9 protein-coding genes and 5 pseudogenes are annotated in these 14,183 nt (G+C 57.1%); 4 read left to right on the top strand and 10 right to left on the bottom strand.

Annotation, left to right across the window (positions count from 1 at the left end):
- Positions 1–96 precede the first annotated feature (96 nt).
- On the bottom strand, positions 97–2,019 hold the full coding sequence (locus ACYVIT_RS08820) for a UvrD-helicase domain-containing protein (protein ID WP_415807150.1): 1,923 nt from the start codon (positions 2,017–2,019) through the stop codon (positions 97–99).
- Complete coding sequence (locus ACYVIT_RS08815; protein ID WP_415807148.1) at positions 2,016–4,235, bottom strand: ATP-dependent nuclease; 2,220 nt, start codon at positions 4,233–4,235, stop codon at positions 2,016–2,018. The genes ACYVIT_RS08820 and ACYVIT_RS08815 overlap by 4 nt, the downstream gene beginning before the upstream one ends.
- Positions 4,236–4,806: 571 nt before the next feature.
- On the opposite strand from ACYVIT_RS08815, the pseudogene mobF reads away from it, so the two are divergent.
- Positions 4,807–6,747, top strand: a pseudogene (gene mobF / locus ACYVIT_RS08810) (MobF family relaxase); the annotation flags it as partial.
- A gap of 755 nt (positions 6,748–7,502) precedes the next feature.
- Here mobF and ACYVIT_RS08805 read toward each other — a convergent pair.
- A complete protein-coding gene (locus tag ACYVIT_RS08805) occupies positions 7,503–7,733 on the bottom strand; it encodes a cysteine-rich small domain-containing protein (RefSeq protein ID WP_415807190.1) in 231 nt (76 codons plus the stop codon).
- Positions 7,734–8,006: 273 nt separating this feature from the next.
- Positions 8,007–8,981: an NAD-dependent epimerase/dehydratase family protein gene (locus ACYVIT_RS08800; protein ID WP_415807147.1), complete on the bottom strand. Its 975-nt coding sequence runs from the start codon at positions 8,979–8,981 to the stop codon at positions 8,007–8,009.
- Positions 8,982–9,088: 107 nt separating this feature from the next.
- Between ACYVIT_RS08800 and ACYVIT_RS08795 the strand changes: the two genes are divergently transcribed.
- Positions 9,089–10,009: a LysR family transcriptional regulator gene (locus tag ACYVIT_RS08795; protein ID WP_415807146.1), complete on the top strand. Its 921-nt coding sequence runs from the start codon at positions 9,089–9,091 to the stop codon at positions 10,007–10,009.
- Positions 10,010–10,682: 673 nt separating this feature from the next.
- Here ACYVIT_RS08795 and ssb read toward each other — a convergent pair.
- From ssb to ACYVIT_RS08770, 5 genes and pseudogenes are all read right to left on the bottom strand, one after another.
- Positions 10,683–10,985 (bottom strand): annotated as a pseudogene (ssb, locus tag ACYVIT_RS08790) (single-stranded DNA-binding protein); the annotation flags it as partial.
- A 129-nt stretch (positions 10,986–11,114) separates the two neighbouring features.
- Positions 11,115–11,426 carry a DUF3560 domain-containing protein gene (locus ACYVIT_RS08785; RefSeq protein ID WP_415807145.1) on the bottom strand — a complete coding sequence of 104 codons (312 nt, stop codon included), beginning with the start codon at positions 11,424–11,426 and terminating at the stop codon, positions 11,115–11,117.
- Positions 11,413–11,613: pseudogene (locus ACYVIT_RS08780) on the bottom strand (cation transporter); the annotation flags it as partial. The gene ACYVIT_RS08785 and the pseudogene ACYVIT_RS08780, both read right to left, overlap by 14 nt.
- A gap of 40 nt (positions 11,614–11,653) precedes the next feature.
- Positions 11,654–11,927: pseudogene (locus tag ACYVIT_RS08775) on the bottom strand (metal/formaldehyde-sensitive transcriptional repressor).
- Between the two features lie 59 nt (positions 11,928–11,986).
- Complete coding sequence (locus ACYVIT_RS08770) at positions 11,987–12,520, bottom strand: JAB domain-containing protein (protein WP_415807143.1); 534 nt, start codon at positions 12,518–12,520, stop codon at positions 11,987–11,989.
- Positions 12,521–12,952: 432 nt separating this feature from the next.
- On the opposite strand from ACYVIT_RS08770, the gene ACYVIT_RS08765 reads away from it, so the two are divergent.
- Positions 12,953–13,120, top strand: a complete 168-nt coding sequence (locus ACYVIT_RS08765) for an AAA-type ATPase lid domain-containing protein (RefSeq protein ID WP_460478191.1) — start codon at positions 12,953–12,955, stop codon at positions 13,118–13,120.
- A 50-nt stretch (positions 13,121–13,170) separates the two neighbouring features.
- A pseudogene (locus ACYVIT_RS08760) lies at positions 13,171–13,586 on the top strand (transposase); the annotation flags it as partial.
- Between the two features lie 205 nt (positions 13,587–13,791).
- Here ACYVIT_RS08760 and ACYVIT_RS08755 read toward each other — a convergent pair.
- Positions 13,792–14,148 carry a copper-binding protein gene (locus tag ACYVIT_RS08755; protein WP_415807142.1) on the bottom strand — a complete coding sequence of 119 codons (357 nt, stop codon included), beginning with the start codon at positions 14,146–14,148 and terminating at the stop codon, positions 13,792–13,794.
- Positions 14,149–14,183: the final 35 nt, after the last annotated feature.

The following is a 14,183-nucleotide window of genomic DNA, read 5'->3' as shown; positions in this document are numbered from 1 at the left end:
TGGACTGTTAGTCTCGACGTGGTCGTATAAATTGGGAAATATCGTTCTGAATGGCCATTTCCCTGGGACCATAGGCGCCCGCCCAAAAGAGAAACTTCAAGTCACGGTCTCGATGTGCCAACCCTTACCAACAAGGGCATCGCGTATCTTCACTGGGACACGATTCTCATTTGCGGCAAGACATAGCAAGGTCGTTGGACGTGACATCGCCACGTAGAGATTTCGCATCTGTGCCTGCTGAGTCTTCGGAAGTTTCGCTAGCTTCTTTGATGGCATACCTGCGATGTACTCGAGGCCGAGAGCAACGTCGAACTTACGACTGACGCCGCCGTAGGACTCGAGCACCAGCGAAGCTGAATGTGTCTCCCCTTTCATCCCAGCAACCGTCCCCAGTACAAACTGAAGTGACCTCTCTTGGTGAAGCACTTCACACTTAGCCGCTATAGGAGCAGCCGCAGCAGTCGCTGCTACTTGCTCGTCGAACAGCCCCAACGCCTTGAATGTGTCGAGTCCGAACCCATCTGGAAGATACGCTTTAAGTCCTTCATACAGAAGCTGGAATAGAGTTTCGCGCTGGTCGCTTGAACAAAGCTGCTCACCGGAGAGTGTCAACTGACGGGTCAGCGCTTCTATACGACCAGCAGGCGCAAACGCGCTGGCGGCACGTGGCAACGCGCGCCCGTCACGAAGGTCCTTAGCCAACGGCGCACCCGCTTCACGAAGTACGAGCAGCAAGGCCCTACGAACATCGGAAACTCGCGCACTGAGCGACGTTTCTTGACGAGGCTGCCCAGTATCTCCAATAAGGTTCCAGAAGTTTCCTGAGCGCATACCTATGCTGGGTAGACCCTCGCCATAAGCCGGCCAGTAGTCACTTAAATGACGCCCAGCCAAAACACTGCCTTCGCCCAATTTTCGAGCACACATTACCTTCACGTCGCTTGTGCTGATGTCCGTCTCGCTCAGACGTTCAAGGACGATACGTCCGTAGTGCGAGACCACCTTCGTCGCGTCATCCGTCGCGTACAGCAGCAAAACGGGAGCATGGGCGTTGGCTGCTTCACCGACAACCGCAGCGCCGCTCATGCGGACGCTGCCCACAGCGTGCGCAATTGCTCCACCAAACCGCTTGCTAGTGCTGATGTACCCGTGGTTCTGGCGTGGAAATGTTAGCTGCTCAGCATTCTCCTCGTCCGTCAGAATCTTTTGATCGATGTCTCCGAACCGCTGCATCACGGACTTCCCATCGAAGATGCGATTCAAGAAGGACTCCTGGTCCCATGACGTATCCTGCATCTCGTCAATGAATACCATGGGAAAGCGGCGATGTACAACGTCGACAAGGTGCGGGCACGTCTGGAGCGCCAAGTCCGCATACGCGAACATGTCGCTATGCCGAAAGATGCCCAAGCTGGAGAGTTGTGTCTTGAGGCTGACTAGGGACTTATACGACGCCGTATGAGCTGCCGGCAGAGAGCCGCTCTCAACATTCACTGTAAGCGCTGCAGTTCTGTAAAACAGCGACGTGGCGATGCCCTCGCCATTGCTCTGGTTCTCCAGGAAATAACGCAACTTGAAAAACTGCCCCAGTTGCAACCGGGCGAGCGCCTTCTCAGCAAACACCGAATCGTCGATAACGTCGACCTTCTGATGCAAGCTTCGCAACATCGGCAGGGCGAAGAACTGATTGACGAAGCTATGAATGGTGCCGATGAAGTGAGGGTAGCTAAGCAACTGCGCTCCCTCCACCGTCTCCGCAAGGCGCCGAGCAATCTCGTCGCGCGCGACGTTCGTATGACTCAGGACGCAGATACCGCGTCGCGTATGAGGCCACTTCTTGGCCAGCAACAACAATTTTGCCGCGAGCAACGAGGTCTTCCCGCTGCCCGGCACAGCGTTGAAGTCCCGAGAGTTGTTCTCGAGCAGCGCGCAGCGGCGTTCGTCATCGTCGAAGTTCAAGTCCCTGGCCAGCGTCGCCAGGTCCGCAAGATCTTCGGATTTAAGGCTTACCGCGCTCACTTGCCAGCTCCCTCAGTTCCCTTTGCCGCCTCGGTGCCTAGCGGCATTGGATTCGCGGACTGACTAGCTACCACCTGAGCAGGTGCAGCAGCGGAAGCAGCGGCAGGCGGGGGGACTTTCGGGACAGAAGGGATTGCCGAAGGCACCGCAGGGATTGCCGAAGGCACCGCAGGAACTGCCCGAAGCGTCGAAGGCGACGGAGACGCCACCGCTGCGCCAAGATCCAAGGGAGTTGCCACCGCGACCGACGCGACTACACCGGCTGCCGCATCGGGCGCTACCGCGGACTTCGTAGCGGGAGCCCTGGTCAGGTGAGCAAGCGCAGTCTGCAGATACGGAGGCAGCTTCGTGAATAGAACATCGCCCTCGCCATATGCACCTGTGTAGACTAGGTAAGCAGCATACTGTGCAGCGATGGCCTTCGAGGCCTCTTTCTTTTGGAGCGGCCGATAGATGATTGAGGCGAGCTCGTCCGGAACATGCCCAGCGGCCTTCAACGTGGTCCAATTCCGCTTGGCAGCCGCCAGCGTATTGGCCTCATCCTGCTCATCGAGACGCTCATCGCGAGACTTGGCCTTCACTGCAAGCTGAATTGCAAAGTACATCAGCTCCGCGCAGCCATACAACGCCAAGTCGTACTCAAGCGTCCAACGGTCTGAGACACAGACGATGGTCTTGCCACCTTCTGCTCGGTCTTTCTTGCTCTTCACATGCGCAGTGATCTCCGACGCGGAGTAATCCGAGTCAAATCGATTGCCTGTGGCGGGCTTCGGCACGTAAGACTTCGCAACATCCGGGACGATATCTCGGTCTGTCAGACAAACTACCGGAATTGGGATTTCCGGTCCGACGCCCTCACGCTGCAAGACGCGGGCGTAGTGGTACAGGCCGGTGTGGCCGACGTTAACCATCGACACGCCATGCTTGGAAAACGACCGACCGCACATCTCCGCGATAGCGGGGAGCAAGATGGCTTCTGCGGGCCCCTCCACCATCATGACACCACGAGCAAAAAAGAGATTAGCCTTCGTGGCGTCGATAAACCGACGCAAGAACGAATAGTCCGTGCGCTTGAGCTTTGTCTTCCCCGCTTCCAGCGGAAAGGTCTGGGCCTTATGCACAAGCGTCATATCCTCGATGCGCGCAGTTGAGACCAACGATGGACTATGAGTCGTAAGAATGACTTGAACCCTTTTGTCAGCCTGTTCTGCGTTCGAATGTTCCTTTAGGAGGTCCATGACCCTTTCCTGCAATTGAGGATGAAGATGAGCCTCGGGCTCTTCGACGAGCAGCAGTCCCAGTTCCTCACCATCACGCAGCAGGACCAGTTCCGTAGCCATAAACAGCGCGTTGTTGTAGCCAAGGCCACGGGCGCATCGCGCATCGGGATGAATATGCGAGCCCGGGAGCAGCGATAGCTCGAACTTCTCCAGAATTGGCGTCAGCGCGAGGTCAGGGACGATGCGAATGCGGGATTGAAGGTCGTCTTCGGAGAACGCGAACTGGCTGAGGTAGTTGTCGTTGATGTCCTTCTCGACTCCCTTTACGACCTCATGCTCGCCGAGGTGATGCTGTGCGAAGGCCATCAGGCCAACCAGCCGCTCTGGGATCTCTTTGGGCGAGGCCTTGTCGAAGTCGTTCACCTCCTGGCCTGCGATGTCGTTGTGCGCGCCCAGAATTTGAGAAAGTCGCGATTGTCGGCCAGGCCGAAGTTCAGCTTCGGCGTCGCGAAGCGGCCTCAAATAGGTCGCTCGCACCAGTTCTCGGACCGCGTAGCCAACCTCCGGGCCGGTTCCGTTCGTTCCGGTCCGAACTATGGTGTCTACCCGCGCTCGCTTTGTCGCTTGGGGCGGGTGGTAGCGCGCTTCGAGATGAAGAATGAGCGAGCAGGTGCCGTCTTTCTCAAGCGTCAGCCACTCAAGAACAGAAGCCTCTTGATCAGGACTCAGGCCGCAAAGCGTGGCTTCGATGGTGAGCGTGTGTGCACGGTCAGTTCCGTTGATGTGGAAGTCCTGCTCGAAGAGCCGCACGGGCTCGTAGCTGGTGGTGAGCAGTACCTGGCGGATGGAGTCAACGATGCAGGTCTTGCCCGCATCGTTTTCACCCACCAAGATGTTGAGCCCAGGATTGAGTTCCCAATCAAGTGCAGGCGCAGGCGTACCCGTACCGTCCCCGAATGCGCGGTAGTTCCGCGCGTGGATGTGTTTCAGATACATGGTCGCTCCCTTGCTAAATCATCACGTTGTCATCCCGCGTGGCTGAGCCTGACGCTCGCGGATATTTTTTTCGTAACGTGATGTTAACGCCTTTATTCCGATGGCATACCGACAACATACACATCATGTGATGTGGCGAGCACTCACTCGTTGACCCATACCAACCCGTTTTTGCCTCTGAAAGGGGCATGATTGCCAACATTTTCGAGGTCAAACTTAGGCGTATATGGCTCGCTCACGCAAAAGCCACTAATAATAATTTTTAGCAGCAATAACCGTTTGAAAGCTAAAGCGATCGCCGGAATTGTCACAGCAGGAGCTTTTGTATGACTGCAAGAGGTTAGGAAGCAGGAACTCGCAATGCGATCATGACTGGCACCGCCTGCTGCGAAACTAACGTTGGCCGATGGAGCCCAAGTGTCAGGAATGGCTCATTAACTGCCGCCCGTTTACCCACGGAACCTGTGGATGAACGTGTGCAACCACTACCCCTTCCCTCATACGCTAGCGTTGGCGCGCCCTAACGCTCGCTGGCCAATCTCTCGCCACCCCACCCTCTCCCGGAGCTCCCATGATCTCGCACAGCCAGATCTACCGCGCCCGTGCGGCCCTCGCCACCCATTACTACGCCGACCAGGCCGATGACTACTACAGCCGTGAAGGCGGTGCCGCCAGTTGGCAAGGTGAAGGTGCCCAACGCCTGGGCGCCGTTGGCAAAATCGATCCCGCACGCTTAAAAGCAATGTTGCAGGGCGACTTTGGTCGTGGCATCGCAGCGGGCCGGTCTATCCGCAAGGATGCGAAGGCCCGTGCCGCCCTAGATCTCACCTTCGGCGCGCCTAAAAGCATCACATTGCAAGCCTTGATCGGCGGCGACGAGCGCCTAATCCAGGCCAATGACAAAGCCGTGGCTGCTGCCCTTGCTTATGTCGAGCAGCATCTGACCTTGGGTCGCCACAAAGAAAACGGCAAGTCACGAATCGAACACACGGGCAACCTCATCATTGCCAAATTCCGCCACGAGACAGCACGCCCTACCGAAGGCGCTGCCCCAGACCCTCACCTACACGTCCACGCCGTGCTGATGAATCTGACCCAGCGAGCCGACGGCAGTTGGGTGGCTTTGTCTAATGAGAAAATCTTCCAATTGCTACGCGTGACAGATTCAATCTACCAAGCAGAGCTGGAACGCAATGTCCGGGCGCTGGGATATGGGGTTCGCCACGAAAAGAGCCATATCGAACTGGCCCACATCAGTCGCGAGAAAATTGAGTTTTTCAGTAAACGCAGCGCCGGCATTACTGCTGAACTGTCTGCACGCGGCACCAGTCGTGAAGAAGCGCCTCACGCCTTGCGCCAAGGCATCACCCTGGCCCACCGCCAGGCGAAGACTCAAGAACTCAGCCGCACAGAGCTGCATCGACAATGGCGTGACGCCGCGACCACCATCGGAATGCAGTTTGACCATGCCAGACAACAAGCGGACATCCAGCCGACCCAAAACATGAAGCAGTCATCTGACTTGGTCGCACAAGCCTCACTGAACTGGGCAATCCAACATCTGGCTGAAAGGGAATCCGTCATGCCACTGGCGGACTTACTGCAAAACGCCGTACGCCATGCCGGTGGCCATACGGACATTACAGCCATTCAGGCTGCGATTCAGGGCCGCGTGGAGTCCGGCGCACTGATCCGGGAAGCACCGCACTACTGCAGCACCCAAGACAGGATGGCTCTTCCCATGACGCGCGCAGGCTGGGCGACAGAGGTCATACGCCTGCGCGGCCTGGCTCAGGGTAGCGCCCTGCAGCTGGTTGATCAGGCCATTACCGAAGGACGCCTACTAATGGAAAGCCCACGCTATGCGACCCGGCAAGCCTACGAAGCGGAGTCCAGAATACTGGCCGCCGATCAAGCGGGCCGCAGTGCCTGGCAGACCACGATTGCAGATACCAGTGTCGAAAGCAGCCTGGACACACGCCTGACGCCCGGCCAGCGCGAAGCTGTCATGCTAATCACGACCGACGTCGATCAAGTCGCCGGTATCCAAGGCCTGGCTGGCACCGGTAAATCCTTCGCTCTGCAGAACGCCCAAGCCATCCTCCAACAGCAGAGACACACCATGACGGCCCTGGCTCCCTACGGAAACATGGTTCGCAATCTGCGCGAAGACGGCATACCGGCTAACACGATTGCATCAGTGCTTGCAGCTTCCGACAAACGCCCCTTCATCAACACCCTAGGGCCGAAAGCCGTCGTAGTGATTGATGAGGCCGGAGTCGTACCCATACGGCAGATGGACAAGCTGCTGGCCCTCATTCAACCGACAGGAGCCAAAGTGGTCTTGCTGGGTGACACCGCCCAGACCAAGGCCGTTGAGGCAGGTCGCGCGTTTGCCATGCTGCAGGAAAACGGCATGAAAACTGTACTGATGGCAGACATCCAGCGCCAACGCTCTGAACGGCTGCGCCAGGCGGTGCAGTTGGCCGCCGAAGGCCAAGCCAGCCGATCCCTGCCACTCCTGGATCAGGTACTCACCATCCCGGATCAGTTCACCGCCGACGAGCACGGCCACAAAAGCCGGGACAGTTCCGCCCGATATGAGGCCATTGCTCAAGCCTATGTGCAGCTTCCTCCGGCAGACCAGGCGGGCACCATCGTGGTGACCGGCACCAACGCTTCGCGCGAAGCCATTAATGCACGGATCCATACTCTGCTCGGCCTAAAAAATAAAGGGCATCAATGCCAGCTACTGGCTCGCCATGACACTACCCGTGCGGAACGCAGCGTAGCGCGGTATTACGCCGTGGGCGACATCGTCGTGCCCGAACGGGACTATCAGTGCGGCCTAAAACGTGGAGGGCTGTACCGCGTGATCGACAGCACGCGCCACGATCGTATTACCGTCGAACCGATTCGGCCCGGCCCGTCACCTACGCAGCCCGTGGAAATCATCCCGAAAACCATGAGCAAGCTATCGGTCTATCGCCTGAATCGGGCAGAGCTGTCTGTGGGCGACCATGTCCGAATCACACGCAACGACGCCCATAATGACTTGGTCAACGGCCAACTGGCGAAGGTCGCGACGATCGATGCAAGCAGCATCACCATCGAAACCCATGGTCGCCACGTGCAGCTGCCCACAGATCGACCGCTAAACATGGACTATGCCTACACGACCACCGCGCATAGCGCCCAAGGGCTGACCTGCGACCGAGTTCTTTACAACGCCGAAAGCTTCAGCCGCACGACTGCCCAGGATACTTACTATGTCAGTATCTCGCGCGAACGGCACGAGGTTATTGTGTTCACAGACGATGCAAAAAAACTGCCTGAGCGGGTGGACCAGATGACGTACAAGGGGCTGGCACATGACCTGCAGGCGGTGGCGCCTGAAGATCTGACACACGGCCAGAACGAACAGGATCCTCTTGCCCTACGCGCAGAATCTGAACTGGAAGTAGGATAACTAGCCACCCCTTGTTCTCTATTCCACATACAGTCTAGTTAACCAAACTAGCAACCGCAGCTGCGTCAAAGTGAATTTGTTGTCATGCCCGGCAGATATCGGCCATAGGCGGTCTTTCCGAAGAGTTGGTATGGCGTCTCGCGACTGTCAGGTCTCGCGTGCTAAGCGGACAAACCTGCCCACAGACGGATTAGCAGGTATGGAGGTGGGCAGGCTAAGCAATATGAGGCCGTTATTGACACGCCCACCGCTCCGTCCCCTAACGCTGCGACTCTGCTTAACGCCGTATGAAGTTGGCCCGGTCAGCTTTTCCGGCCAATCGTGGCCTCGTAGGCCATGCGGTATTCATCAATGCCGTCAACAAACGTCGATCGATGCTCTGACCATCCGGTTACAGCCCGCACTTTGTCCGAACCGACCCACTGCCAGAAGTTGGCGAGTCCGTGAGCGGTTTGCATCGGAACGCCATCAGTTGGAATGACAAACTCTAGCGGCAATCCATACGACTCCGCCAGTGCCTCACCGATCTCTTTCGCGGTTTCATAACGCGCGTTGGAGAGGTTGAACGCCTGTTGCGCCACCTCGCTTCGCAACGGATGCTCGGCGAGGGCTACATACGCGTCTCCGCAATCATCGACATGCAGCGAATGCATAATCGCGTTGGGGTCGGCAATCAGCTTCAACACGCCGGAACTATTCGCCGCGAGATCGAACAGCGCCCCACAATGACTCGATGTGTGACCATAAACGATTGTCGGTCGAAGCACTGTCGCGTCGAAGCCAGCATGCGAACTTTCGAGCAGCCATAGACCGCAATTCATCCGGGGAACTAGTGGTGCCGGGGCGTTCATGGGGCTGTCTTCGGTATGCGGCTTCAAACCTGGATCGCCATTTTTCAGACTCATCTTGCCGTAGTCCTTACAACCACTGGTGAACATTACCAGTGGGCGCACGCCTGCGCTCTGGCTACGTCGCGTCACCTCACCGATCATTGCGCGGACTTTTTCGAAGTGGGTAACCGGGTTACTCCTGTCCTCGGTATTCGAGACGATGACATCAAAAACCACATCATTTGTTTGGTCGAGGAAGGACAAGTCCGTGGGCGAACCAATCACGGGGTAAATCTCATTCTCCGCGAGATCGAGCGCATCCTCTTGTTTTCGGATCAGGCCATACGTTCGCCAACCAGCCCGGCTGAATGCTTTCGTAACCGCATTGCCGATGTACCCGTTCGCTCCTGTCACCAGGACGGTCTTGCGGCGTGTCGTGTCGTTCATGAGTAACCCTCCGATTGTTGATTACAATTACCCAAAGAGAAATTAAACCGTATTTATTGGCGAACAATAGTCGCCACGCCGTGGAATCCCAGTCGTCAGAGGACAAGATGGACGATCTAAATGTTTTTCGCACTTTCGTCGCAGCGGCTGAAGCTCACAGCTTTGCATTGGCAGCCGACAGGCTTGGGCTCACGCGTTCGGCGGTGGCCAAGGCTGTCGCGCGTCTTGAGACGCGGACAGGCACCCGCTTATTTCAGCGAACCACGCGCGCAATGGTCCTGACGGAGGAAGGTCGAATTCTCTGCGAGCAATGCGCCAAGACGTTGGCTGAGCTCGACGGTGCGCTGATGGATATGGCTGGGCGACTTGGCGAACTGCGCGGAGTGTTACGGATGACAGTGCCCGATTCGTATGGACGTAGCCACTTGCTTCCGGTCCTCGTTCAGTTTCTCAAGGCTTGGCCCGGCATTGAAGCGGACGTCAACTTCAGTGATCGCTCGTCGAATATTGTTGCTGACGGGTACGATCTGGCGGTTCGTATCGGGGCAAGCGACTTGGACGATGAACTGGTATCACGCGTTGTCGCCCGTCACCGGGTGAGTCTCTATGCCTCGCCCACGTACCTCGCGGAACATGGCGAGCCAACAACGGTTGAGCAGCTTTCCGAGCATGTATGCCTACGATTTTCTCAATATGGACGCCCACTTCCACTACAGCTTCGGGACGAACACGGCAAACCGATCGCGCTTGAGTTGAACGGTAGGCTACGATTTGATAGCGGTGAGGCACTACGAGACGCTGCAAGTGCCGGACTTGGCATAGTCCAGCTTCCTGATTTTGTGGTTGAAGGCCAGCTTGATTCAGGTGATCTGAAGAGAATTCTTGAAGCACACGAACCGGAGCCAACTCCCATCGTCGCCATCTATCCGTCCCGACGACTTCTGCCTCCAAAGGTACGTCTGTTTGTCGATGCTTTGGTGACCGGTCTGGCTGCGGAGCGGACGACCGATTCCGATGTGTGCGTGTGACGGCAACGGGTCGTTTTCTGCCCTTCAGATCTGGCAATGCCTGTCTGGTCAAGTATGAATCAGTACCTCTGACATTTCCCCGTACGCTTGATGCCACAACACTGTAAGGCCCCTGCCGCCCATAGGCAATCGTCACGCAGCACTCATGCTGTCGCCATGCAATCAAAGTGCAGATGGAAAGCAGTCAGCGTGTAGTCGGTACGTTGCTAGCGGCCGGTGCCCGGGCCGTCTACCAGAAACAAGGCTACAACTGTAGCCGGATATTCGTTCGACAAATCAAGCTCTTATGCTGTTTTTTCGCTCTTTATGTTCTACGGTGCGGCTCACCGCCATTTGCTCCCAATTCCTTGAAAGGTAAACGCTTTTTCTACCCCGTCAGGGGTGCGTCTTGTGTGGGGCTTTTAAGGCCACAAATGAGCGTAGGCGAATTGGGGGGCGGAAAGACCCAGCCAGACCGGAACCGGGCTGGCATCGTCATCGGATAGGGGCCCAGGCGCAGCCTGGGACGTGCACGACACCTGCAGCACAAGCTGCTCTGAATTTCACTGGCGGATGCTAAACCTCGACCACCGGAACGAAGACATGCCATAAAACAGCAGGCCACAGAACAGTAGACCATGACGCAACAAGGCCCGGACAGTGCCGGGCCATGGTTGGGAAGTCCAGGCCGGTATTACCCGGCCCAGTGCTTCATCAAGCAGAACAAAATGTCTGATGGATCGACTTCTGCAGACTCTGCTGCGGGTGCCTTGCTCTTGGCGCTACGACCTTTCGGGCGTGCTGCGGGCGTGGCCTGGGTTGTTTCGGCGTGTCCGTTATCGCGGCTCCCCAGCATCTGCATTTGATCAGCGATGATCTCGGTGTTGTAACGGTCAGTGCCGGTGTCTACATCTTGCCATTTGTGGGTTTTCAGCCGGCCTTCCACAAAGACGGTACGGCCTTTGCGCAGGTACTCGCCAGCAATCTCGCTCAGGCGAAAGGGGTTATTCCTGCGTCTGTGTTTCATCCAGGGCGTGGATGACATCGCGGGCGGCCCATTGAGCGTTACCCGTCAACTGCCGCACCCAGGCGCTGCGTGTCGGACTCCAGTGGAAACCGTGGCGCTTCAACAGGCGCGTTTCCTTGGCCGGTTTGCCGTCACACAGGAACATGGCGCGGTGATGCGGGTTTCGGTATGGGTCTCGGCATGGCGGCGAATGACGGCATTCAGCTTCTTCATAGCGTCTTGCGAGGCCTGCGGCGTCGCAAGCTTGGCCGTGAGTTTTCCAATAGCATCCGGGTCGTCGCTGGAAATTCCGTTCTTGCCTACTGCTGCGGCCTTACCGGCGTAGTGTTCGGTCTTCTTCTGCAATTCAAGGGATTTTTCATAGCTGCGGCTGATGCGCTCCCGATAACGGCGGTCGCATCGCACCGGCATGCGTAGACATATGCCAGCCGTCGGCCACCAACGCCATTGAGCCATAGAGTGTGCCGGCGATGATTTCCACCAGCATCATGCTGGCCGTGAGGCCAATGACCAGCCACACCCTACGTTCATTGCGCTGGTGGTCGCTACCGAGAAAGAAGTGATTGTGGCCCGAGGCCGGGATGGTCTTCGTTCTCATCAGCGATCCTATATCTCGCGAGCTGCCTGTAGGCAGAAAGTCATTTCATGTAAGCGCGGATGACCTCAATCATTTCCTCGCCGCCCTGCTTGCGCTCCCTGTCTGTTTCGACTGTCAGGATGTGTTCGCGCAAGTGATCTTCCATCACCTCTGCCGTCAACCCATTGACCGCGCCGCGCACAGAGGCGATCTGACGCAGCACTTCCACACCTGCCGCTTCCGAATCCAAAGCGCGTTCAATGCCTTCCAACTGTCCTTTGATTCGGCGGACACGGGCGATTAGTTTGTCTTTTTGGCGGGGACGTATGGGACATAGGGATGAACATGCGGCGTCTGCCTGTGCAGGCGGGCTCTCACCCGTCCTGCTCCAGGTTTACACCTGACCTCGCTCCGCTAGCGAAGTGCTGTTCTGCCCGGTCACGATGATGTGATCCAGCAAACGAACATCAACTAGCGCCAAGGCATGCTTTAAGTGCCGTGTCAGTGCCAAATCGGCCTCACTGGGTTCCGGTATACCGCTTGGGTGGTTGTGCGACATGATGATCGCAGCAGCATCCAGACGTAGCGCCGTTTTAACGATTTCACGCGGGTATACGCTGGCCTGCGTCAACGTGCCATGGCTCATTTCCATGTAACGGATCACCTTAAGCTGGCTGTTCAAGTACAGCACAGCAGCAACCTCATGCCCCATGCCCGACAGTTTGGCCTGAAAATACCGTTTTACAGCGTTCGGGTTTCCCATGTCCGCCCGATCACCGATCAAGCTTTCAGCGGCGACCCTGGCGGCGGCCAGTACGTGCGAATCGGTCGCAACGTAATAGCAGCCTGATGGGCTGCGCACATAAAGCGTCTGCCCTGCGTTCATGTTGTCGTAGCCCAAAGCTGCTGTGTGGTTAACCTGTTCCATAGTCCTACCCCTTCAAATACCGGTTGGTTTTCCTGCTGACCGGGGCCGAAGATTCCGAGCCTGATCGTAGGTTTTCAGCATTCGCAGCAATACGGTTCCTGCGGGGTTGCCGCCGTTGCCGTGAGTTCGTCGCCTTGCCGTGCTGAACTGCTGGCCGGGGCTGATGAATAGGACCGTGGAATATATGGAGGGGACCCGCCTGGCGGGGAGGAAGCCGTTTATGCCGCGAAAGCCAGGGCAGCGGACACGGATGGCGGTACAGTCGGCGGTTTGGGCGGCGCACTCGTGGCAATGGGAACGACGGCCCGCTATGCACTGATTGCGAATGCTGGCCCGCGCGGTGAGCGCCACCATCGCCGGATGGGCGATCTAACTGGACGTGGTTTGTAATTGTTGGCGACCGCCAGCACGCAACACGAAAACTCAGCCCGGATGCCCGAGCGGGCGCAGCGCTTTATCAGCGCGATGGTGCAGCAGCTGAATGATCCGCCCAAATCCTTGCATCCACTAACGAAATTGCGACAGCAAGAATATTCGTGGCCAGGCAATATCCGAGAATTGCACAACGAAATCGAGCATGCCTGCCTTGACCTTGCCTAGATTCCACGTATAGCAAGAAGTTGTTAACTTCGCAGGTACGGAGAATTGAAATGAAAGATGGCAGGTTGCCTAAGAGGCAGTACACAGAGGAATTCAAGGCCGAAGCGGCAAGGCTCGCGGGGTCGGTGGGTAGTCATGAGGCGGCACGGCGCCTGGGCATTCTTGTCTCCACTGTGGGTAATTGGGCGCGTCGTCAGAGGGCTTCGGTCGAGAGTGACGGTCGGTTACCGGCTGCTGTGACCGAGGTTGCCACGCGCCGCCCGGTGAGTGAGTTGGAGGCTGAGAACAGCCGCCTTCGCAGAGAGTTGGCCGAAGCGAAGCAGGATGTAGAAATCCTAAAAAAAGCGACGGCGTACTTCGCCAGAGGGTCACGATGAAGTACGCCTGGATTGACGCGCATCGCGACCAGTACACCATCAGTCGTTTGTGCCGCGTGCTGGATGTATCGCGCAGCGGCTATTGCCAGTGACGGGTGCGACCGCCCAGCTGGCTTCAATGAGCGCGGAAGAAAAAGCGTACATCCAAAGCTTCTACACCGGCGCCTAAGTCATCCACCTTTCGCCAATACAAGTTGGGCAGCCAATCGGCTGCCCAACTTGTATTTGAAATCCCCACCTGGCGCACTGCGACTCTTGCTTGCTGCGCCAGGTGGTTCTTCGAAACGGCAATCTCTACTGCTTCTTCAGGCTCGTGATGGTATAGGTGCCGTTCAGGTTCTCCAGCCGAAATTTAACCTTTCCTCCTTCTTTAGCCTGCTTCAGTACCGTTGCGTCTTTGGCTTTATAAGCCATTGTCATCGGGGGCATGCCGACGTTTTTAAGCTCGCCATGCTCGATCGTTACCATGCCGCTTGACTGATCCACCTTACGAACCACGCCATCAGCTAAAGCAGTGTCCGTCGAGCGCGTGGAAGGCGTTGAGTTGGTGTTGCCGCCCATATTCATGTTGTTGCTATCGGCCGCGTGGACCGCGAGTGGAACGCCAAATGCGAGGCTCGCGCCCAGCGAATAGGTAATTAGTTTTTTCATAACAATTCTCCATAAGTGAAATATGCGGTGCGCAT

The organism is Bordetella muralis, from assembly GCF_054781015.1.
This window is presented reverse-complemented; position numbering and strand designations above follow the sequence as displayed.